The 24,245-nt window shown below is 66.4% G+C and carries 8 protein-coding genes; 7 read left to right on the top strand and 1 reads right to left on the bottom strand.

All coding sequences use genetic code 11. The annotated features are described in order from the left end of the window. The 7 genes from MSIMFI_RS20185 to MSIMFI_RS20215 form a co-directional block, all read left to right on the top strand. Positions 1-3,769: SDR family NAD(P)-dependent oxidoreductase (locus MSIMFI_RS20185; protein ID WP_191498849.1), on the top strand; the 3,769-nt coding region annotated here is incomplete at its 5' end. Beyond that, entirely contained in the window at positions 3,769-9,240 is a 5,472-nt protein-coding gene (locus MSIMFI_RS20190) for a type I polyketide synthase (RefSeq protein ID WP_191498850.1), read from the top strand. The genes MSIMFI_RS20185 and MSIMFI_RS20190, both read left to right, overlap by 1 nt. Beyond that, entirely contained in the window at positions 9,237-13,664 is a 4,428-nt protein-coding gene (locus MSIMFI_RS20195; RefSeq protein ID WP_191498851.1) for a type I polyketide synthase, read from the top strand. Before MSIMFI_RS20190 ends, MSIMFI_RS20195 begins: the two co-directional genes overlap by 4 nt. Positions 13,665-13,674: 10 nt before the next feature. Beyond that, a complete protein-coding gene (locus MSIMFI_RS20200) occupies positions 13,675-14,670 on the top strand; it encodes an ATP-binding cassette domain-containing protein (protein ID WP_191498852.1) in 996 nt (331 codons plus the stop codon). Beyond that, positions 14,667-15,524, top strand: coding sequence for an ABC transporter permease (locus MSIMFI_RS20205; protein ID WP_191498853.1), 858 nt, complete (start codon positions 14,667-14,669; stop codon positions 15,522-15,524). Before MSIMFI_RS20200 ends, MSIMFI_RS20205 begins: the two co-directional genes overlap by 4 nt. Beyond that, positions 15,521-16,351, top strand: a complete 831-nt coding sequence (locus tag MSIMFI_RS20210) for an ABC transporter permease (protein ID WP_186242393.1) — start codon at positions 15,521-15,523, stop codon at positions 16,349-16,351. The genes MSIMFI_RS20205 and MSIMFI_RS20210 overlap by 4 nt, the downstream gene beginning before the upstream one ends. Before the next feature lie 21 nt (positions 16,352-16,372). After that, the gene (locus tag MSIMFI_RS20215; RefSeq protein WP_191498854.1) at positions 16,373-17,632 is read left to right on the top strand and encodes a phthiocerol/phthiodiolone dimycocerosyl transferase; all 1,260 of its coding nucleotides are present in this window, start codon (positions 16,373-16,375) and stop codon (positions 17,630-17,632) included. A 103-nt stretch (positions 17,633-17,735) separates the two neighbouring features. Here the strand turns inward: MSIMFI_RS20215 and pks2 are convergent, their stop codons facing one another. Beyond that, positions 17,736-24,035, bottom strand: a complete 6,300-nt coding sequence (gene pks2 / locus MSIMFI_RS20220) for a sulfolipid-1 biosynthesis phthioceranic/hydroxyphthioceranic acid synthase (protein WP_191498855.1) — start codon at positions 24,033-24,035, stop codon at positions 17,736-17,738. Positions 24,036-24,245: the final 210 nt, after the last annotated feature.

Genomic DNA, 24,245 nt, shown 5'->3' on the forward strand with positions numbered 1-24,245 from the left:
ACATCCGCCCGAACCGCATCCGCAGCTGCCCAACACCCCCTGGCAGCACACCCGGCACTGGATCAGCGCCGGTTCGGGCACACCGCATGCGGCACACGCTCACCCGCTGCTGGGCATAGGCGTCAACGATCCCACCAATGGCACCCGGGTGTGGGAATGCGAGGTCGGCCCGGACCTGCTGTGGCTCGGCGACCACTGCGTCGACGACACGTGTGTCTTACCCGGGGCGGCCTATGCGGACATCGCGCTGGCGGCCGCGACGGACACATTCGGCCCCGAGGCGTCGTGGATGATCCGCGAGCTCAGCCTGGACCAACTTATGCACGTCACCGACAACACGCTGATCGTCACCACACTCACCGGCGACGAACGGCTGTGCCGGGTCGAAATCCGCACCCGCAGCGCCACTTCGGGCTGGATCAAACATGCCACCGCGACCCTGGCCCCCGCGACGCCTTCGCAACCCGACGCACTGCCTTGCGATGCCGGCGAGGGCGCGGCCGTACTTGACCCCGACGACCTGTATCAGCGGCTGCGTGCCGCCGGCCAGCAACACGGTCCCGCCTTCCGCGGCATTGTCGGGCTCGCGGTCTCGCCGTCGGGATCGGCCCATGCCGAGGTGCGGCTGCCCACCGCGGCCAAAGCCGGTTCCCGCAAATTCGTGCTGCACCCCGTCATGATGGATATCGCGTTGCAGACCCTGGGCGCGACCCAGTTAGCAACGGATCTGGCGACCGGGGGGACGGGCCAGCAGGCGACCGTGCTTCCAGTTCGCTTCGCGGGCGTTCGCGTGCACGCGGATGTGGTCGACGGCGCGCGTGCGATCGGCTCTCTGACCCCGACCGCAAACCCGGATCGGCTGGTCGGCCAGGTGGTGCTCACCGACGCCGATGGCCGGCTGCTGCTGGAAATCGACGAAGTCGAGATGGCGGTGCTGCAATCACGCAGTGGTGCAAGCGAACTCATCAATCGCTTGTTCACGCTCGAATGGGAGCCGGTGCCGCTGGACAAGCAGGCCGGTGATCTCGGCGCGTTACTGCTGGTTGCCGACGGTGCCGCCGCGGACTCGTTGTTGACCACGCTCCGGGAACGGATCGGGCGGTGCGAGTTGGTTTCCGGCGCCGACGAGCAAGTGATCCGGGAGGCTATCACCCAACGCGAAACCCAATGGGACGGCATCGTCGTCGTCCACCCGTCGCGGGCCACCGACGAGTCTCAGCCGACCGACGCCCAATTGGACGTGGCCCGCAAACGCACCCTGCGGATCGCCGACATCGTCAAGACGGTGTCGCGGGTGGGTGCCCGAAACAGTCCGCGGTTGTGGATAGTCACGTGCGGTGCCCAGCAGCTGAGTCCCAGCGACCCAGTGACGTTGCCGCAGGCGCAGCTTCGTGGCATCGCGCGGGTGCTGACATTCGAGCACCCTGAGCTCAGGGCGACGCTCGTCGACGTCGACGCCGACGGCACGCTCTCGGGCCTGGCGGAGGAATTGCTGGCCGACGCCGAAGACGACGAGGTGGCGCTGCGCGACGGACAACGCTACGTCAGAAGGCTGGTGGCGGCGCCAACCGCCGGCGCCGGCGAGCTAGCCGACGAAAATCGATACATCACGGTGGATATCGACGCCGGCGCCGCGTTCAAGCTGGAGATCGAAGAAGCGGGCGATCACGACCGGCTGAAAGTCCGCGCCGCCAAACGTATCCCACCCGCCGACGATCAGGTCGAGATCCGCATCGTCACCGCTGCGTTGAACGGCAGTGACTCCCTCGGCGTGGTGACCGCGATCGGCACCGGCGTTGGTACCGGCCTCGAGATTGGGCAGCGTGTCATCGCTTTCGGCGACGGGACCATCGGCTCGCATGTCACGACGCACGCCGATCTCGTCGTTCCCGTCCCGCGGGCGCTGCCGGATTCCCAGGCGGCGGCATTCGGGTTGGCCTACCTCACGGCGTGGCATTCGCTATGCACGGTCGGGCGGTTGGCGCCCGGCGAACGGGTACTGATCCATTCCACAAGCGACGGCGCGGATTTGGCGGCCGTGGGCATTGCGACGATGATCGGTGCCCGGATCTACGCGACAGCCCGATCGCAGGCCCAGCGCGACCTGCTGTCCGGGCTGGACGTCGAGTACGTCGGCGATTCGGACGGCGTGGCCTTCGTCGAGGAAATTCTCAATCTCACCGATGGTGCAGGAATAGATGTCGTCCTCAATTCCCTTCCAGGAGAAGCGATTCGCGCTGGGATGCAGCTACTGGCCCCCGGCGGCCGATTCATCGAACTGGGCAAGACGGACGTCTGCGCCGATACCTCGATCGGATTGGCGGCCCTGGCCCGCAGCGCGTCATTGTCGGTCGTCGACATCGACTTGAACGTGCGGCTGCAGGCCAAACGGTATCGCGAATACCTCGAACAGATTCTGCAGCATGCCACGCAAGGACAGTTGGCCCCGCTGCCGGTCACCGAGTTCGCATTGGACAACGTCGTCGAGGCGTTCCGGTTGCTCGAATCGGGCGAGCACGCCGGCAAGATCGCCATCTCGATACCGCAGACCGGCAGCATTGCGGCGCTGGCGCCGCGACCACCCCAACCACTGGTCAGTCCGGATGGCGGCTACCTGGTCGCCGGCGGCATGGGCGGCCTTGGTCTGGTGACCGCGCGCTGGCTGGCCGCCCACGGCGCGGGATTGGTTGTGGTGAACGGCCGTTCGGCACCGAGCGCCGAGGTGCTCGCCGAGATCAGCGATATCAACAACCAAGGCGGTCGCGTCGAGGTGGTCACCGGCGACCTAGCCGACCCCGACACCTCACGGCGCCTGGTCGCGGCGGTCCAAGACGCCGGCTTCCGGCTGGCCGGCGTCGTGCACAGCGCGATGGTACTGGCCGACGAGATCGTGCTGAACATCTCGGAGTCGGCCTCGGCGCGGGTGTTCTCGCCGAAGGTGGCCGGCGGCTGGTGGCTGCACGAGGCCACCAAGTGCTCCGACGTGGATTGGTGGGTGTCGTTCTCGTCGGTCGCGTCGCTGCTCGGCGCGCCGGGCCAGGGGTCCTACGCCGCCGCGAACTCATGGATCGACGGCCTGGTCGCCCACCGGCGATCGTTGGGATTGCCTGCGGCTGGGATCAACTGGGGACCATGGGCCGAGGTGGGACGCGCCCAGTTCTTCGCCGATCTCGGCGTCTCGATGATCACTCCCGCGCAAGGGCTGGCGGCCATGCAGGTGGTGCTGTCGGCCGACCGGGCTCGCACCGGCGTGTTCGCCCTCGATGCACGCCAGTGGTTCCAGTCCTTCCCCGCCGCGGCGGGATCGTCGCTGTTTGCGAAGCTGCAGGATTCGATCAGAGTCGAGGAGCGCGGCGGCGGCCGAATCCGTGCAGAACTCGACGGCCTGGAGGGCGCCGCCGCGGCCGAGCGCCCGGCCCGGCTGGCCGCGGCCATCGCCGACGAAATCCGCTCGGTGCTGCGGTCGACGGAACCGATCGACCACGATCGGCCGCTGGAGTCCCTCGGTCTGGACTCGTTGATGGCCCTCGAACTCCGCAACCGGCTGGAAGCGAACCTGGGCACCACGTTGCCCGTCGCCTTGGTCTGGGCATACCCGACCATTACCGATCTAGCCGGCGCGCTGTGTGAACGGCTTGGCTATGCGACGGCGGCCGACGCCGAGGAGGCGCCCGACGCCGAACAAGGGCTCTCGGACGAGGAAATGGAACTGCTTTCCGACCTAGTCGCGGCAAGTGAGCTCGAAGCTGCAACGGAGGGCGCCGAGTAATGACCAGTCTGGCCGAACGCGCGGCGCAAATGTCGCCGAAGGCGCGCGAGGTGCTCGCGCGTGAGCTCGTGCGCGCCGGAACGGCTTTTCCCACCGATGTTGCCGAGCCGATCGCGGTGGTCGGCATCGGTTGCCGGATGCCCGGCAATGTGTTTGGACCGGAAAGCTTTTGGGATCTTTTGATCGAAGGCCGAGACACCGTAGGCGAGGTACCTGCCGATCGGTGGGACGCCGACGCGTACTACGACCCCGATCCGCAGGCACCGGGGCGGATGACGACCAAGTGGGGGGCATTTATCGACGACGTCGCCGGTTTCGACGCCGACTTCTTCGGCATCACCCCGCGCGAAGCCGCCGCGATGGACCCCCAGCACCGATTGCTGCTGGAGGTTGCCTGGGAGGCGCTCGAACATGCCGGCCTGCCACCGGATTCGTTGAACGGCACCCAAACCGCCGCGATCATGGGGCTGTCGACGTTCGACTACACCATCGTCAACATCGAACGCCGCGCCGAGATCGACGCGTACCTGAGCACCGGCACCCCACACTCGGCGGCGGTGGGGCGGATTTCCTATCTGCTCGGGCTGCGCGGCCCGGCGATGGCTGTGGACACCGCATGTTCGTCGTCCTTGGTGGCCGTGCACCTGGCGTGCCAGAGTCTGCGATTGCGGGAAAGCGACGTGGCCCTGGCGGGCGGGGTGCAGCTCTCGCTGTCCCCATTCACCTCGATTGCGGTTTCCAAGTGGACCGCGCTATCGCCGACAGGCCGGTCCAAGGCCTTCGACGCGACGGCCGACGGCTTCGCCCGCGGCGAGGGATGCGGCGTCGTGGTGCTCAAGCGCTTGTCCGACGCCACTCGGGATGGCGATCGTGTGCTGGCGGTGATCCGCGGTTCGGCGATCAACCAAGACGGCAGATCCAACGGCATGACCGCCCCGAATGCGTCGGCGCAGCGCGAGGTGATCAACGCCGCGCTAAGGCAGGCCGACGTCACCGCCGACAGCGTGCGCTACGTCGAAACCCACGGCACCGGAACCATTTTGGGCGACCCGATCGAGTTCGAAGCGCTCGCCGCCAGCTACGGCCGCGGCGACGGCAGCTGCGCACTCGGCGCGGTCAAGACCAACATCGGTCACCTGGAGGCGGCCGCCGGGGTCGCTGGATTGATCAAGGCGATTTTGGCCGTGGGACACGGCTACATCCCACGGAATCTGCATTTCACCCGCTGGAACCCGGCCATTGACCCATCCTCGACCCGACTGTTCGTCCCGACCGAAGGCACACCCTGGCCCGCCCAGCCGGGCCCGCGCCGCGCGGCCGTGTCGTCGTTCGGCATGAGTGGGACCAACTCGCACGTCGTGATCGAGCAGGCACCTGATCCGGCGCCGGTGCACCGTGGACCTGACCCGGCGGTGTCGACATTGGTGGTGTCGGGCAAGGCGCCACAACGGGTGACCGCCGCTGCGGCGGTGTTGGCGGACTGGCTGGACGGCCCCGGCGCCGAGGTGGCCCTGGCCGATGTGGCGCAAACGCTCAACCAACACCGCGCCCGGCACGCCAAGTTCGCCGCCGTGGTGGCCCGCGACCGCGCCCAAGCAGTGGCCGGGCTGCGGTCGGTTGCCGCCGGCAGGCCCGCCCCCGGCGTGGTCAGATACCAGGAAGGTGCACCTGGGCCTGGCACGGTATTCGTCTACTCCGGCCGCGGATCACAGTGGGCCGGCATGGGTCGGCGGCTGTTGGCCGACGAACCCGCCTTCGCCCAGGCCGTCGCCGAGCTCGAACCCGATTTCCTTGCCCAAGCGGGGTTTTCGCTGCACGGCGTCATCGCCGGCGGCAAGGAGCTGGTTGGCATCGAACAGATCCAGCTGGGCCTGATCGGCATGCAACTGGCGCTGACCGCGCTGTGGCGTTCCTACGGCGTGCAACCCGACCTGGTGATCGGCCACTCCATGGGTGAGGTGGCCGCCTCCGTGGTCGCCGGGGCCCTCACGCCCGCCGAAGGGTTGCGGGTGACCGCCACCCGCTCGCGGCTGATGGCCCCGCTGTCCGGACAGGGCGGCATGGCCCTGCTGGAACTCGACGCCGCGGCCACCGAGGCGCTGATCGCCGACTACCCGCAGGTGACGCTGGGGATCTACAACTCGCCCCGCCAGACGGTGATCGCCGGACCGACCGAGCAGATCGACGAACTGATCACTCACGTGCGCGTCCAGGACCGCTTCGCCAGCAAGGTCAATATCGAAGTGGCCCCGCACAACCCGGCGATGGACGCGTTGCAACCTGCGATGCGTTCGGAGCTGGCAGACCTGACGCCGCGCACCCCGACGATTCCGATCATCTCGACTACCTACGAAACCCTCGACAGCACACCGGTTTTCGGCGCAGAGCACTGGGCCACCAACATGCGCAACCCGGTGCGATTCCAGCAGGCCGTCATCGCCGCGGGGGCCAACCATCACACCTTCATCGAGATCAGCGCCCACCCGCTGCTGACCCACGCCATCACCGAAACACTGGAAGACGCGCATCGCGAACGCAGCTACCGGAGCATCGGCACCCTGCAGCGCGACGCCGACGACACCATCACCTTCCACACCCAACTCGCATCGGTGCGCAAGAACCAGCCAACCATCCCCGGCACTCGCCTGGCCGACATCCCGACGACAACGTGGCAGCACTCGCAGTTCTGGGTCGAGGACCGGTCCACGATGTCGGATCTCGCGAATCCCTTGGGCGACCACACTCACCCGTTGTTGGGCGTGCACGTCGAAGTTCCCTCCAGCCAGGATCACGTGTGGCAAGCCGACGTCGGAACCGACGTGTGCCCGTGGCTGGCCGACCACCGGGTGTTCGGCCAGTCCATCATGCCGGCGGCGGGCTATGCCGAGATCGCCTTGGCGGCCGCCAGCGAGGCGCTCGGCCTGCCGGTCGCTGCCGTGTCGATCAACCAGCTCGAGGTCGAGCAGATGCTTACCCTGGACGGCCACACCCAGCTGACGACCCAACTGATTCGCAACGGGGACAGCAAGATTCGTATCGAGATCTACTCGCGCTCCGTCGCCGGCGACTGGACCCGGCATGCCGTCGCCAAGGCGGAAGCATCGCCGTCGGACGCCGCGCCCGATCGGCCCGCGCCGGCGGCCGGCCAAACCAAAGTTGCCGTGTCGCCGGCCGATATGTACGCCGTGCTGCGGCAGGCCGGACAGCATTACGGTCCGGCCTTCGCGGCCCTGACCCGCATCGAGCGCCTCTCGGACGGTTCGGCTGAAACCGAAGTCACCCTTTCCGCCGAGGCGCCCCGGCATCCCGGATACCGGATCCACCCTGCCCTGCTCGATGCCGCCCTGCAGAGCCTGGCCGCCGCGATGCCCGACGACGGGTCGGCCGGATCAGCCGAATCCAGTTATCTCCCAGTCTCAATCGGAAACTTGCGGGTCTATCGCGACCCGGGGCGGTATGGCCGCTGCCGGGCCAGGCTGACCAGCCTCGACGAAAGCGGGGCGGGAAAGCTCGGCAGGATCGTCATGACCGACGAGGCCGGGAACGTGACCGCCGAGATCAACGACATCTACCTGCGCTCCGTCGAGCGCCGCAGCGTCCCACTGCCGTTGGCGCAGAAGATCTTCGAGTCGAGGTGGGTCGAGAAAGCCCTCCCAGCCGCAAGTGCTGCCCAAGCCGATCCCGGTAGTTGGCTCGTGCTCAGCGCGGGCGCGGTGGAAGCAGCGGATGCATTCACCGCCGGGTGGCGGAGCCAATCGCGCCGAGTGACCACCGCCAGCCTCGACGACGAACCCGCCATGCTCGCTGCATTCGCGGAAACCGCGGGCGATCCCGAACACCCGCCCGCCGGTGTAATCGCTTTCCTCCCTGACGGCCCGCCCGGCCCGGACCAGGTCTCCCAAGCGCGCGATTTGGTGTGGTCGATCTCCACCGTGGTGCGGGCGGTCGTCGGCGGTTGGCACGGCGAATCCCCGCGGCTGTGGCTCGTCTCCGCGGGCGGTCTGGCCGTCGACGACGGCGAGGCGGGTCAGCCGGCGATCGGCGCGTTGCAGGGACTGGTGCGGGTCCTGACCTACGAGCATCCGGAGCTGCGCGCCACCCTGGTCGACCTGGACGCCACCTGGGAAAAGCCCGCGGCCCTCGAGGTTTTGAACGCCGAACTTTCCGCACCCGATCCCGACCTGCTGAGCAGCGTGATCGCTTGGCGGGGTGAACACCGATGCGTCGAACGGCTCGGGCGGGCCGAACAAGGTGAGCCCGTGGGCAATCCGGTCGTTCGCCCGGGAGCGTCGTACATCATCACCGGCGGACTCGGCGGCCTCGGCTTGGTGGTCGCGCGGTGGCTGGTGGACAACGGCGCGGGCCAGGTCGTCCTCAATGGACGCAGCGAACCCGCCGACGAACAGCGCAGGATCCTGACCGAGTTGGAAGACCGAGCCGAAATCGTCGTCGTCCGAGGCGATGTGGCTGCCCCGGGAATAGCGGAAAGCCTTGTCGCGGCCGCCGAGGACCAAGGTCGCCAACTGCGCGGCATCCTGCACGCGGCGGCCGTGATCGACGACAGCCTGCTGTACTCCATGAAACGGGACAGCCTGGAACGGGTCTGGGCTCCCAAAGCCGTTGGCGCACTGCGGCTGCACCAAGCTAGCGCCGCCCGGGAACTGGACTGGTGGGTTGGCTTCTCGTCCACGGCCGCACTGCTCGGCGCCCCCGGGCAGGGGGCCTACGCGTGCGCTAACGCCTGGCTCGACGCGCTGGCCGCGTGGCGGCGGGCGGCCGGTCTGCCGGCAGCGGTGATCAACTGGGGGCCGTGGTCGGACGTGGGCATGGCCCGCACGCTGGCCGTCAGCGTACTCGACCCCATCACTCCCGCCGAGGGCATCGAGGCCATGGAAGCGCTGCTGGCTGGCAACCGGCGCCAGACCGGCGTTGCCCGACTGCGTCCCGATCGTGCACTGATCGCCTTCCCGGAGATCCGCAACCACGACTTCTTCGCCGCGGTGGTTGAAGAGCTGGACGCCGCCGGCGGCGGCGATGACTGGGCCGGCCCTGCGGCGCTGACCGACCTTGATCCGGTTGAAGCGCAACGCATCATGACGGATCAACTGCGGGCCCGGATCGCGGCGGTCATGGGCTATGCCGATAAATCCGCCGTCGATCCCACCATGCCGCTGCTTGAGCTCGGAATGGATTCCCTGATGGCGGTGCGGATCCGCAACACCGCCCGCGCGGACTTCGGTGCGGAGCCGCCGGTGGCATTGTTATTGCAGGGCGCATCGCTACACGATGTCGCGGCCGACCTCATGCGCCAACTCGGGCTCGCGACAGCCGAGCGAGGGGCCGCAGACCCGAAAACGAAAAATAGTGACACCGTTCGCGACCGGGCGCAGCAGCGCGCGGCGGCGCGACAAGGTGCCGCAATGAGGCGACGACCTAGACCTGGTGGAGTACAGGGAGGAACAAACCAGTGAGCATCCCCGACAACGCGATCGCGGTGGTCGGCATGGCCGGCAAGTTTCCGGGCGCCAACAATGTTTCGGTGTTCTGGGACAACCTTCGCCGCGGCAAGGAGTCGATCGTCACGCTCTCGGAGCAACAGCTCAGGGACGCCGGGATCGACGACAAGGTCCTGGCGAATCCGAAGTATGTGCGGCGCGCGCCGATCGTTGACGGGATTGACGAATTCGATGCAGACTTCTTCGGGTTTCCGCCGGTGCTCGCTCGATCGCTGGACCCACAACACCGGTTGTTCCTGCAGTGCGCGTGGCATGCGCTGGAGGACGCAGGCTGTGACCCCGCACGGTTCGACGGATCGATCGGCGTGTACGGAACCAGCTCTCCCAGCGGCTATCTCCTGCACAACCTGCTCTCGCACCGCGACCCGAACGAGGTCATGGCCGAGGGACTCGATTTCGACCAGGTCAGCATGTTCTTGCAGAACGACAAGGACTTTCTGGCAACCCGGGTCTCTCATCAGTTCAACCTGCGCGGCCCGAGCATCGCGGTGCAAACCGCGTGCTCGTCGTCGCTCGTAGCCGTGCACCTAGCCTGCATGAGCCTGCTCAGCGGCGAATGCGACATGGCGCTGGCCGGAGGCGTATCACTTGCCGTCCCACACCATGTCGGGTACTGGCACTCGCCGGGACAAATGCTTTCGGCGGTCGGTCACTGCCGGCCATTCGACGTGCGAGCCGACGGAACGGTTTTCGGCAGCGGCGTCGGGATGGTGGCCCTCAAGCCGCTGCAGGCCGCCATCGACGCCGGGGATCAGGTTCACGCCGTCATCCGCGGATCGGCGATCAACAACGACGGATCCGTGAAAATGGGTTTCGCCGCTCCCAGCGCGTCCGCCCAGGCCGATTGCATCGCCGAGGCGCATGCGGTGTCCGGCATCGATGCGTCGACGGTGAGTTATGTCGAAACACACGGAACCGGCACACCATTGGGCGACCCCATCGAAATCTCCGGGCTGAAAACTGCTTTCGGAGTTTCTGAAGAGCCCAGATCGAACCCCTGCGTAATCGGGTCGGTCAAATCGAACATCGGCCACCTGGAGGTGGCCGCCGGAGTCGCGGCGCTGATCAAAACGATCCTGTGCCTGAAGCACAAAGCGATTCCCGCCACGCTCCACTTCACCAGTCCCAACCCGGAACTGCATCTCGACCAGACTCCGTTCACGGTGCAAAGCAAGTACGGCCCATGGGAGTGGGACGGTGTGCGCCGAGCCGGGGTCAGCTCGTTCGGGATCGGCGGCACCAACGCGCACGTCGTTCTGGAAGAGGCCCCACCGGAAGCACAAGTTTCCACACCCGCCGACGCCACCGGCCCCCACGTGCTGCTGTTGTCGGCTAAAACCGCTGCCGCACTTGAGGAGTCGCGGACAGCCTTAGCCGCTGCGATGGAAAAGCCCGACGCTCCGCAACTGTCCGAGGTCGCCAGTACGCTCGCTGGGCGCCGCAAGCACAACGTCACGATGGCAGCCGTCGTGCACGACCGGGAGCAGGCGGTCACGTTGCTGCGTGCGGCCGAGCACGACAATGTTTTCGTCGGCGAGTCCGTCTCGGATGCCGAAACCGCTGCATCGGACTGCGACCGAGTCGTTTTCCTGTTTCCCGGCCAGGGCGCTCAACACGTCGGAATGGCCAAGGGTCTCTACGACACCCAGCCCGTGTTTGCCGAACACTTCGACGCCTGCGCCGCGGGATTCCGCGACGAGATGGGTATCGACCTGCACGCCGAGATATTCAGCGGTACGCCAACGGATCTGGAGCGCATTGACCGTTCGCAACCGGCGCTGTTCACCGTCGAATACGCGCTGGCAAAGTTGGTCGACACCTTTGGCGTTCGCGCCGGCGCGTACATCGGATACAGCACGGGCGAATACATCGCGGCCACCCTGGCCGGGGTATTCGACCTCGAGACAGCAATCAAAACGGTCTCGTTGCGTGCCCGCCTGATGAACGAATCGGCGCCGGGCTCTATGGTCGCGGTGGCGCTGAGCCCCGCCGACGTCGCGGAGCACTTGGTGCCGGGCGTCGAACTGTCCGCGGTGAATGATCCCGGAAACTGCGTTGTCGCCGGACCCAAAGACGAGATTCGGGCGTTCACCCAACGCCTCACCGAGCGTGGGGTACCCGTTCGGCGGGTGCGCGCGACCCACGCCTTCCATTCCAGCGCAATGAATCCCATGCTGGGCGAGTTCGAAGCCTTCCTGTCGCGCCAGCAGCTGCGCGTTCCGCAGACGCCGTTGCTGAGCAACCTCACCGGAACCTGGATGTCAGCCGAGCAGGTCGCCGACCCGGCCAGCTGGGCACGCCAAATCAGCTCCACGATCAGGTTCGCCGACGAGCTCGATGTGGTGCTGAGCGATCCGGGACGGATCCTGGTCGAGGTCGGTCCCGGCGGGAGCCTGACCGGCTCGGCGATGCGGCACCCCAGGTGGTCAAATGGGCACCACGCCGTTCGGCTGATGCGCCACCCGATCCAGAACGTCGATGACCGCGATACCTTCCTGCGCGGTCTCGGTGAGCTGTGGTCGGCCGGAATCGACGTCGACTGGGCGCCGCTGCGCCCGGGGCGGCCACGCATCGTTTCGCTGCCTGGTTACCCCTTTGCCCGCCAACGGCATTGGATCGATCCCAAGCCCACGGTCTGGACGCCCGCCCCGACCAACGGCGCATCGGTCGCTGCCGGCGCCACCACCGTCGAGGTGGCACCCACTGGGCAGTCCCAGACCGAAGCCACGTTGCAGCGCATCTGGCAGCAGTCCATGGGGGTCAGTTCAATCGATCGTCACGCCAATTTCTTTGACCTTGGCGGCGATTCCCTGATGGCGATCAGCATCGCGATGACCGCCGCCAACGAAGGCCTGACCATCACACCGCAGGATCTGTACGAACACCCGACCCTGGCGTCGCTGACCGCAGCTGTCGATGCCTCGTTTGCGGCCAGCGGATTGGCGAAACCGCCAGCCGCTGAGGCGAATCCGGCAGTCCCGCCAAACATCGCATACTTCCTGGACCGGGGATTGCGCGACACCGGCCGCTGGCGCGTCCCGCTGATCCTGCGTCTGGATCCGACGGTGAGTCCCGACGACATCCAGGCGGTGCTGACCGCGGTGACCAACCACCACGAAGCGTTGCGGCTACGCCTCGTCGACGATGGCGGATCCGGCATCTGGGAGCAGCACATCGTCGAGACCGAAGAATTCACCCGGCTCTCGACCCGGTCGCTTCCCGATGATGTGGCCGCCGGAAGCCCGGAGGAGCGGGCGGCGGTGACAACCATCCTGGCCGAACTGATTGCGGAACAAGGTTCTTCGAACGCGCCGCTGGTCGCGGCACATATCACCGGCGCCCACGGCCGTCCGCACTTCCTGGGTCTTGGCGTGCACGAGGTCGTCGCCGACGACGCAGGCCGCCAGATCCTCGGCACCGACATCGTCACCGCATTCGGGCAACGGCTGGCAGGCCAAGAGATCACCCTGGAAACGTCCAGCACGGGGTGGCGGGACTGGTCACTGCGCTGCGCGGCGCTCGCCACGCATCCGGCGGCTCTGGACACCCGCAGCTACTGGCTGGAGAACTTCCGCAAGGTCACGTTGTGGCCCGCCGATGGCGACGTAACCCAACCGCCTCATGCCGACGATCTGACCCGGCTGTCGGGCACACTGACCGGCGAGCAAACGTCCGAGGTAGACGACGCTCGGCGCAGATTCCGACGCTCGATTCAGGAAATCCTGCTCGCCGCGCTGGGCCGCACGGTAGCCCAGACGATCGGTGAGGGCGTGGTTGCCGTGGAACTCGAGGGCGATGGACGTTCGGTGCTGCGACCCGACGTCGACGTCCGCAGAACCGTTGGCAGGTTCACGACGTACTACCCGGTCGCGCTGGCATGCGCGAAGGGGCGCGGCGAGACGGCGATTCAAGAGATCGACGCCGTACACAGCGTCCTCAAGGCCGTGCCGCACTACGGCATCGGATACGGGCTATTGCGGTATGTCTACGCACCGACCGGACGCGTCTTCGGTGCGCAACGCACACCCGACATCCACTTCCGGTATGCCGGTGTGATTCCAGACCTTTCCGCACTTGATGCGGGGGTGGCCGCGCCGGTGCAGTTCGACTCGGACCTGTCGATGCCGCTGCGCGAGACGACCCCAGGGCTGGGCCACGCCATCGAACTTCGGGCGTACCGGTCCGGCGGCTCAATACATCTCGATTGGTGGTACGACACCCGCCGGATCGCGGCAGCAACGGCTGAAGCGCTGATGCGGAACTTCCCGCCCGCGCTCAGCGAGCTGATCCAGGAGGCCATCGCCGCCGAGCACGAGGAGAGCGAAATGGTCGGGGCAACCGAAGCCGGTGCTCTGGTGGATCTGTCGAGCCTTGACTGAGGAGAATCGGATGTCCAATAGCGATGCGGCTGTGGTGGTTCGCGGTATTCGCAAGAAGTTCGGCGACGTCGTGGCCCTGGATGACGTCAGTTTCGACGTGGGCCGCGGTGAGGTGATTGGCCTGCTTGGCCCGAACGGGGCTGGCAAAACCACCATGGTGGACATCTTGTCGACGTTGACCCGGCCGGACCGGGGCACCGCGACCGTCGCCGGCTACGACGTGGTTTCCGAGCCGGCCGGTGTGCGCCGTTCGATCATGCTGACCGGACAGCAGGTTGCCGTCGATGACATGCTTTCCGGTGAGCAGAATCTGGTGGTGTTTGGTCGTTTGTACGGCCTGAGCAAGGCAGCAGCGCGCACGCGGGCGCAGGAACTGCTCGAGCAATTCGACCTCGTACATGCCGCCAAGCGGCGGGTCAGCACCTACTCGGGCGGGATGCGTCGGCGCATAGACATCGCCTGCGGTTTGGTGGTCCAACCTCAGGTGGCGTTCTTGGACGAGCCCACCACGGGTCTGGATCCCAGGAGCCGGCAAGCCATTTGGGATCTGGTCGGCAGCTTCAAAAAGTTGGGCATCGCCACGCTGTTGACCACGCAGTATCTCGAGGAGGCGGATGCGCTCAGCGACCGGATCATCTTGATCGATCGCGGCACGATTATCGCGGAGGGCACCGCGAACGAGCTCAAGCATCGCGCCGGCGGCACTTTCTGCGAAATAGTGCCACAGGATCTGAAGGATCTGGGCGCCATCGTCGAAGCGCTCGGTCCGCTGTTGCCCGATCAACAAAGGGAAATGCTGACAGCGGAATCCGACCGGATCACGATGCCGGCGCCGGACGGCACCGGCACGCTGATCGAGGCTGTAAAGCGGCTCAACGCAGCGAATATCGAGTTGGCCGACATTGCGCTGCGCCGGCCGTCGCTCGACGATGTATTCCTTTCCATGACAGCCGATCCCAGCGAGGCTCGCGCCTTGAGTCATCTGGCGGTGGAGGCCCTGCCATGAGCGCGCCGACCTTAGCAGCCCGGGAACCAGCGGGGCCGCCGGCGGTGCCGAGATCACAACCGTCGGGGCTCCGGCAATGGTGGGTGCTCACCGTGCGCTTCATCGCACCATCGCTGCGCAACGGCGAGTTGATCACCGTGGTGGGGGCATCGATAGCCTTCACCGCGGCCTTCTACATTCCGTTCTCCATACCCTGGAACCATTACGTGGGTGGCGGCAGCAAGGGCATCAGCAGCAGCCTGGGGCAATACATCACGCCGCTGATTGGACTGCAGGCCGTCGCGTTCGCTGCGATGTCGGCGGCCTTCCGTGCGGCAACCGATTCGTTGGAGGGCGTCAATCGGCGGTTCAGGTCCATGCCCATCGCACCGTTGACGCCGGTCCTTGCCCGCACGACAGCCAGCGTGTACCGCTGCTCGATTGGGTTGGCAGGCTCGCTGATCTGTGGCCACGTGATCGGATTCCGGTTCCATTACGGGCCGGCGCACATCGCCGGATACTGCGTCCTGGTGATCGCGATCGGGGCGGTGCTGTCGTTCGCCGCCGACCTGATCGGCACGGCCAGCAGAAACCCGGACGCGATGCTGCCGCTGCTCTCCTTGCCCATCATGATCTTCGGGCTGTTATCGGTTGGCGTGCAACCGCTCAAGCTGTTCCCGCATTGGATTCAGCCCGTTGTCCGCAACCAACCAATCTCCCAGTTCGTGGTGGCGCTGCGTGCGCTGGCCGGGGATACGACGCGGAACGCCCTTACGGTGACATGGCCTCTCATGGCGCCGACGCTGGCGTGGTTGTTCGGCGCGATGGTGGTCCTGGTGCCGTCATCCATGATCGTTTTGTCAAGGCGGCCATGAGTTCTGTGACAGATCAGGCAGTCGGGTTTCGCCCAATCCGCTGGCGGCACCCGGAGAATTCCGTGGTACTGCTCATCCCGCAAACCCTGGTGCAGACCAAGCGGATTCTGTATCGGTGGGCGCGTGACCTCGTCACCGTCATCGAATCGCTGGTGCTGCCAATTCTTTTCCTTCTGACCCTGTATATCGTTCTCGGCGAGCTCGTTTACGCGATGACTCACCGGAGCGCGCTGTACAGCATCGTGCCGCTGATCGCGCTCGGCGGCGCCATCACTGGCTCCACATTCGTCGCGATGGACCTGATGCGCGAACGCTCATCGGGTCTGCTTTCGCGATTATGGGTGCTGCCTGTGCACCGAGCGTCGGGCGTGCTAGCTCGAATCCTGGCCGAGGCGATTCGGATTCTGTTCACCACCGTGGTGATGCTGGGCGCCGGTGTGCTACTGGGGTTCCGGTTTCAGCAGGGTCTGCTCATGAGCCTCACCTGGCTTGCCGTCCCGGTGATACTCGGCACGGCGTTCGCGGTCGTCGTCACCACCGTGGCGCTGTACACCGTGAAAACACTCGTCGTTGAGGCGGTCGAGGTGGTGCAAGCGCTCGCCATCTTCTTCTCGACCGGATTGTTGCCGTTGAACCAATATCCACGCTGGGTCCAGCCGATCGTCGCGCATCAACCGGTGAGCTACGCCATCGAAACGATGCGCGGCTTGGCGTTGGGCGGGCCAATTCAGGCACCGATGATCGCCACGCTGCTGTGGGCGGCGGGCATTTCGGCAGCGTGCGCAGTGCCAATGGCAATCGGCTATCGACGGGCCTGTGTGCACTGACGAAAGGGCAGGAGTCTTAACGTGTTTGCCGGATCCGTGATCCGAAAGCTGGCACCAAGCGAGGAAGTGTTCGCCAAATTCGAGGCCTTCACGTCCATGACCGTGCGACTACGCGGTCGGGTCGATGTCGACGCGATGTCGGAGGCTTTGGAAGCCCTGCTTGAGGCCCATCCGGTGCTCGGCACTCACCTCGAACAAGGCGCCGACGGGAGGTACCACATCGTTGCCGATGACCTCCTCCACAGCGGCATGTGGGTCGTCGACGGCACCAACGGGACCCCGGTCGGCGACGCCGGAATGCGTCTCGATCAGACCTTGTCCCTGGTGAATATGCGGTTGACGCTCGGCGAGGCAACGTCGGAGCTGACGGTGTTTCTGCACCACGCCATCGCCGACGGTCACCACGGGGCCGCGCTGCTCGACGAGCTGTTCTCCCGGTACACCGATGTCGTGACCAACGGCGACGCGGGTCCGGTAGTCCCACAGCCGGTGCCTTGTTCACCGGAGGCCATGCTGGAGCAGCGAGGCGTCAAGAAGCTGGGGATGTCGGGCATCGAGCGCTTCTTGCCGCTGCTGCACGCCTACGATCTCCCCGCGGCGCCGCGACCCGCAGTTAGCGCGAAACCTGGATCACCCCAACCCGTTCCGGTAACCCGAGTCCGTCTCACCGAACAGGAGACAGCCGACCTCGTAGAGTCCGGCCGGGAAAACCGGGTCAGTGTCAGCACGGTGGTGGCGGGGGCCATCCTGCTGACCGAGTGGCGGCTTCGCGAGACTCCGCATGTGCCCATCCCCTACTGCTATCCCGTCGACCTGCGGTATGTTCTCAACCCGCCGGTGAACCCGACGGACAGTACCAATCTCGTCGGGGTGGCAACCTATCTCGCCGAGATCGGCCCGGATACCGACATCGTCGATCTGGCCAGCGATATCGCCGAAACGTTTCGAAATGACCTGTCCGATGGTCTGATTCAGCAGTCGGGGCTCTACAACACCGTGGCATTCCAGGAAAGTCCCCCGGGGCTGCCGCCGCTGGTCTTCTGCACCGACGTCAGCGCATTACCCGACATCCGTACCCCGGCGGGCATCGAGCTGGACGACTTCCAGGGCCAATTCCATTGCGCCATGCCCGTTCCTATCGACTTCTATGGCTGCGGGGTTTCGGCGGGGCAGCTGACGATCGAGCGTCACGGATATTCGACCGAGTCGGAAAAGCCGCTCGAGGAGATACGTTCGATGCTGTGCACTATCCCCTCGGAATACGGCTGGGTCATGGAGTGACCTGACGGGTCGACTGTGTATCCACAGCTTTGAGCGTGTACCCAGGGTGCCAGAATCGCGATTTTCCCGCCCTAAATGCACAGTCAAAGCCGTGAGCGCACACTCAGGACGCCGCCGGTGCGGCCTCCTCCTCGACCAGCGTGTCGGCCAGGTGCTGAGCCAACGCACGCGCGGTGTTGTGAGTGGCAATGACCTTGGGGCTTAGCCGTATCCCGGTTTCGGTTTCGAGGTGGGTACGCATCTCGAGCATGCCCAGCGAGTCCAGCCCGTACTCGATGAAGGGGCGGTCGGCGTCGACCGTGCGACGCAGGATCACGCTGGCCTGCTCAACGATCAGCCGCCGCATCCGGGCGGGCCATTCGTCTTGTGGCAGTGCGAGCAGCTCGGCACGGAACTTGCTTGGGCCCCTTGTGCTTTGCCCGGTCGATTCGAACATCGCACCCCACGGGCTGCGCCGGACGAGATCGGCGAGCCAGGGCGCGCCGAGGATCGGAATGTAACCGGTGTACGTGCGGTCATGGCGCAGCAATGTCTCGAAGGCGTACGCACCTTCGTCGGGACTGATCATGATCTCGCCACCCTCGGCCAAGAACGTCGCGCGGCCGACCTCTCCCCACGCGCCCCACGCGATCGCACTGGCCGGCAGGCCTTGCGCGCGACGCCAGTGGGCGAAGGCGTCGACCCAGCTGTTGGCCGCGGCGTAGGCGCCCTGACCGGGCGAGCCCAGCAGGGCTGCTCCCGAGGAGAACAAGCAGAACCAATCCAGCGGTTGTTCGCTGGTAGCGCGGTGCAGATTCCAGGATCCGTAAACCTTTGGCGCCCAGTCCCGGTCGATGAGCTCGTCGGTGATGTTGGTCAGCGTGGCGTCCTCAACCACAGCCGCCGCGTGCAGCACGCCCCGTACTGGAAGCCCGGTGGCAGTTGCCGCGCTCACCAGACGCTGCGCGGTGTCGGGTTCGGCGATGTTGCCGCACTCCACCACGATGTCGGCTCCGGCCTTGCGGAGGCGCTCAATCGCCTGGCGCGCCTTGGGATTCGGCTGGGAGCGCGCGGTCAGTACAATCCGACCGCAGCCTGCCCCTGCCAGCTTCGAGGCGAAGAACAGTCCCAGCCCGCCCAAGCCACCGGTGATGATGTAGGCGCCGTCGCTGCGGAAGGCCGGCGCCTGCTCCGGCGGCACCACCACGCTGGTGCGCCCGCTGCGCGGCATGTCGAGCAAGAGCTTGCCGGTGTGCTCGGCGTTGCTCATGGCCCGGATCGCGTTGGCCGCGTGGGCCAGCGGATAGTGGGTGCACTCCGGTGCGGCCAGGACACCGTCAGCGGTGAGCTTGAACACCGTGGTGAGCAACTCGCGGACCCGGTCGGGCTGCACGACGGACATCAGCGCCAGATCGACGTAATAGAACGTGAGGCCGCGGCGGAACGGATACAGCCCCAGCCGCGTATTGCCATACACGTCGGCTTTGCCGATCTCGACGAACCGCCCACCGAAGGCCAGCAGCTCCAGTCCGGCGCGTTGCGCGGCACCGGTCAACGAGTTCAGCACGATATCCACGCCGTAGCCGTCGGTGTCGCGTCGGATCAGCTCAGCGAACTCGACGCTGCGCGAGTCGTAGATGTGCTCAATGCCCATGTCGCGCAGCAGTTCCCGCTTCTGCGGGTTGCCAGCCGTCGCGAATATCTGCGCTCCGACGTGGCGCGCAATGGCGATGGCCGCCTGCCCCACGCCGCCGGTTGCGGAGTGAATCAGCACCTTGTCACCGGCCTTGATGCCGGCCAGGTCGTGCAGGCCGTACCACGCGGTGGCGTGTGCGGTGGCAGCCGCGATCGCCTGGTCATCGGACAAGCCGGGCGGCAGCGTGACGGCAAGGTTGGCGTCACAGGTGAGGTAGGTTCGCCAGCAGCCGCCTTCGGAAAATCCGCCAACCCGGTCGCCAACCTGATGGCCGGTGACGCCTTCCCCGACCCCGGTCACGACACCCACGAAGTCCATACCTAACTGCGGTTGGCGGTCGTCGATGACGGGGAATCGGCCGAACGCGATGAGAACATCGGCGAAATTGATCGTGGACATGGTCACCGCGACCTCGATCTGCCCGGGTCCGGGCGGAACGCGGTCACACCCAACGAGTTCCAGCGTTTGCAGGTCACCCGGGGTGCGGATCTGCATCCGCATGCTGTCGCGTTCGTGATCGGCGATGGCGGTGTGCCGCTCGTCGTGGCTCAGCGGGCTCGGGCTCAAGCGGGCCACGTACCACTCGCCGTTGCGCCAGGCGGTCTCGTCCTCCTCTGATCCGCCGAGCAGTTGCTGGGCCACCTGTTCGGCCTGCGTGTGCTCGTCCACGTCGACATGGGTGGTGCGCAACAGCGGATGTTCACTGCCGATCACCCGCAGTAGGCCGCGCAGCCCGGCGTGCTCCAAGTTGAGCTCGTCTTCCGGCCGCACTAGCTGGGCTTGCCTGGTCACGACGAACAGCCGCGGAAGTTCGCCCTCCAGCTCGGCCAGTTCGCGGGTGATCCGAACCAGATGCCGCACCTGCTCACGGCCTTGCAGCAAAGTCTGCTCGTCCGGATAGCCGACGCCTGGCCCACAGAGGATCACCACTCCGTCAACCGGGCGCGTACGCAACTGACTGTGCAGCCGTTCCACGTTGGTCGCGGGCTCGGCATCTCTCGACAACTGCAGGATGTTGCATTCGATGCCATGGGGGCCATGGGCTTTCAATGCATCCGTCAACGTGGTTGCCAACATGTCCGTGGCGTCGGAGGTGTCGATCAGCAACCATGATCCGGCCTCGGCGTGCGCGGTGTCGGGCAGCGGTCGCTGCTGCCAGGCCAGCGTCAGTAGCCGCTCCCGCAGCAACCGATCACGCTCACCGCTTTCCGAGGTTCCGGTGCCCATGCGCAGCCCACGCACGGTCAGTAGCACCGCCCCGTGCTCGTCCAGCAGGTCGATATCGGCCTCGCCGCCGGTCGCGTCAGCTCTGATCACCCGCGTGTAGCAGTAATGGGTATTACGGGTAGGTCCGTAGGCACGCAGCCGGCGAACCCCCAATGGCAACAGCAGGCCGCCCCCGCCGCTGGCTTGCACGCCCGCGGCGACGGATTGGAAACAGGCGTCCAGCAGCGCCGGGTGCACGTGGTAGGCGGCCTGCTGGAAGCGGATCGAAGCGGGCAGCGCAACCTCGGCCAGCACGGTGCTGCCCGCAGTCTCCGCGGTACGTGCTGTGGCCAGACCACTGAACGCAGCGCCGTGCTGAACACCGCGCTCGACGAACGATTCCCGCAACTCGGACCCGTTCACACAGCACGGATGCGCCGCCAGCAGAGCGGCGATGTCGTAGGAAGGTGGCGGCGAATCATCCTCTGCCGCCTGCAGCGCCGCCGAGGCATGCCGCGTGTTTTCGCCGTCCTGGTTCGACTCCACCGCGAAGCTCACGACCCCCGGCGCATCCACCGACGCGACGGCGTCGATCGGGGTTTCTTCGTCGAGCAACAGCATCTGCTCAAAGGCGATGTCGCCGACCTCGCATGCCTCGCCGAAGACCGTCTCGGCCGCGGCCAGCGCCATCTCGCAGTAGGCAGCCCCGGGTAGGGCGGCCACGTTGTGCACCTGATGATCACTGAGCCACGACAATGTCGAGGTTCCGACATCGGTCTGCCAAATGTGGCGCTCCGGTTCCTCGTTCAGCCGCACATGGGAACCCAACAGCGGATGCACGGTGATGGTGCAGGCGCCCTGCGCCTTCTGCTCTTGACCGTCTCCTTCGAGGAACAGGCGACGGTGGCTCCACGCCGGCAGCGGCGCGTCCACCAGCCGGCCCGCGGGATAGAGGACCGAAAAGTCCACGGCGGCACCGGCGCTGTGCAGATCCGTCAGTAAGCCGCGCAGCCCTTGTGGCAGCGGCTGCTCACGCCGCATGCCGGCCAGGGCGGCGACCGACATGTCGAGGCTGCGGGCGGTCTGCTCGACGGCGTGGGTGAGCAGCGGGTGTGGGGACATCTCGGCGAAGACCCGGTAGCCGTCCTCCAGCGCCGCCTGCACAGCCGCCGCGAATTGCACAGTGTTGCGCAGATTGTCCACCCAGTAGCGGCCGTCGCAGACTGGCCGCTCGCGCGGGTCGAACAGGGTCGCCGAGTAGTACGGCACCTTGGGTGCCGTTGGCGTTATGTCGGCCAGTGCCGCGGCCAACTCGTCAAGGATTGGGTCGACTTGAGGCGAATGCGATGCCACGTCGACGGCCACCTCGCGCGCCATCACGTCACGCTGCTCCCACCGTGCGACAAGATCGCGCACCGTCTCGGTGGCGCCACCGATCACCGTCGAGGACGGCGAGGCCACGACCGAGACTGCGACATCGTCGATACCGCGGGCCATGAGCTCCGAATTCACTTGCTTGGCGGGCAATTCCACCGATGCCATGGCACCGGCACCGGCGATGCGGGTCATCAACGTCGAACGGCGACAGATGACGCGCGTCCCGTCTTCCAGCGATAGCGCCCCCGCGACAACGGCCGCGGCCGACTCGCCGAGCGAGTGTCCGATGACCGCGCCGGGCCGTACACCGTAGGACTGCTCCATGGTTGCGGCCAGCGCAACCTGGATCGCGAATAGGGTCGGCTGCACCTTGTCGATCCCGGTCACGGTCTGGGGCGCGGTCATGGCCTCGGTCACCGAGAAGCCAGATTCTCCGGCGATCACCGGCTCCACCGCCGCGACGGTCGCGGCGAACACCGGCTCGGTTTCGAGCAGTTCAGCGCCCATTGCGGCCCACTGCGACCCCTGCCCGGAGAACACCCACACCGGTCCCCGATCGCCCTGACCCACTGCGGCCTCATAGGGGAGATCACCGTCGGCCAGCTCCTGCAATCCCTTGGTCAGTTCCGGCAGGCCGGCGGCCACCACCGTGGTACGCACTGGCCGGTGGGCGCGCCGTCGCGCGAGCGTGTAGGCCAGATCCGTAAGCGGCACGTCACGGGCCTCCACCCACTCGGCGAGCCGGCGTGCCGTCTGCCGGAGCCCGTCGGCCGAGGTGGACGACAACGCGAACACCAACGGGCCCTCAGATTGGGCGGGCGCTTCCGCGGGCGGTTGTGCGACGGCGTCCTCGGGCGCCGCCTCGAGGATGGCGTGCACGTTGGTCCCCGACATTCCGAACGAAGACACCGCGGCCCTTCTCGGTGCGCGCTCGTCGGTGGTCGACCATTCGGTAACCGCTTGCGGCACAAAAAGTCCCGTTTCGATCTCAGCGAGTTCATCGGGCAGCCGGTTGAAGTGCAGCATCGGTGGGACCACTCCGTGCCGCAACGACAGGATCGTCTTGATCAGCCCCACCGCCCCCGCCGCGGATTCGTTGTGGCCCATGTTGCTCTTGAACGATCCGACCGCGCAGCGGTTACCTGCGGTGCCATACACCTGCGCCAGGCCGCGGTACTCGATCGGATCACCGACGGGGGTGCCGGTGCCGTGCGCCTCCACCGCACCGACCGTTTCGGGGTCTACGCCCGCCGCCGCCAGCGCCGCACGGTAGACGGCGACCTGCGCCTTCTCCGACGGCATCGTGATCGTCTCCGAGCGACCGTCCTGATTGCTGGCGGTGCCGCGAATCACGGCGAGGATCTGGTTACCGTCGGCCAGCGCATCCGGCAGTCGCTTGAGCAACACCATCGCGCAGCCCTCGGAACGCACGAACCCGTCCGCCCCGGCGTCAAAGGTGTGGCAGCGACCGGTCGGGGAAAGCATGCCCTGCGCGGACGCTGCCACACTGCCGTCCGGCTCCAACAGCACCGCACAGCCGCCGGCCAACGCGAGGTCGCTCTCGCCCTCGTGCAGGCTGCGGCAGGCCAGGTGCACCGCCATCAGCCCCGACGAACACGCGGTGTCGAACGTCATCGCCGGACCGTGCAGGCCCAGAGTGTGGGCGATCCGGCCGGACGCCACGCTGTTGTTCAGGCCGGTGACCGCGTAGGGGCCCGCCAAACCGCCCGCACCCTTGGTGAGCACTAAGTAATCCTCGTGCGTCAACCCGGTAAACACGGCCGTGGCGGACCCGGCCAACGACGCGGGATCCAGACCGGCTTGCTCGATCGCCTCCCACGAGGTCTCGAGCAGCAATCGGTGCTGCGGATCGATGGAGATCGCTTCCCGGTCGCTGATCCCAAAAAACTCTGGATCGAAGCCCGCGACGTCGTCGAGAAACCCGCCCCACCTAGACACCGACCGTCCGGGAACCCCCGGCTCGGGGTCGTAGTAGTTGTCGGCATCCCAGCGGTCCGGTGGAATCTCGGTCACCAGATCGTCCCCGCGCAGCAGTGACTCCCACAACAAGTCGGGCGAGTCGATCCCACCGGGAAGCCGACATCCCATTCCGATGACCGCAATGGGAGTCACACGTGTTTCCATCGCTTTACAACCTCGTCTCAGCTCAACCAGTGTTACCCGACCACATCATTTTTTGATACGGGCAAGGGAATGGCGTAGGCCGCTCTCAGAACCCCCAACCCGAGCTGACTCGGGTCTCGATACCATAGGCAGGTCTCGGAGATCCAAGCTTAGACGTCGAACTGGGAAGCCGAGGGCAAAGAAGCGAATTCCCAGGTTGTGGACAGGTTG

Source organism: Mycobacterium simulans (assembly GCF_900232995.1).
Taxonomy (GTDB): Bacteria; Actinomycetota; Actinomycetes; order Mycobacteriales; family Mycobacteriaceae; genus Mycobacterium; species Mycobacterium simulans.

Excerpts from the sequence above, each read along its gene's own strand:
- MSIMFI_RS20205 (WP_191498853.1), top strand. The coding sequence starts at position 14,667 with ATGAGCGCGCCGACCTTAGCAGCCCGGGAACCAGCGGGGCCGCCGGCG.
- MSIMFI_RS20200 (WP_191498852.1), top strand. The coding sequence starts at position 13,675 with ATGTCCAATAGCGATGCGGCTGTGGTGGTTCGCGGTATTCGCAAGAAG.
- MSIMFI_RS20210 (WP_186242393.1), top strand. The coding sequence starts at position 15,521 with ATGAGTTCTGTGACAGATCAGGCAGTCGGGTTTCGCCCAATCCGCTGG.
- pks2 (WP_191498855.1), bottom strand. The coding sequence starts at position 24,035 with ATGGAAACACGTGTGACTCCCATTGCGGTCATCGGAATGGGATGTCGG.
- MSIMFI_RS20190 (WP_191498850.1), top strand. The coding sequence starts at position 3,769 with ATGACCAGTCTGGCCGAACGCGCGGCGCAAATGTCGCCGAAGGCGCGC.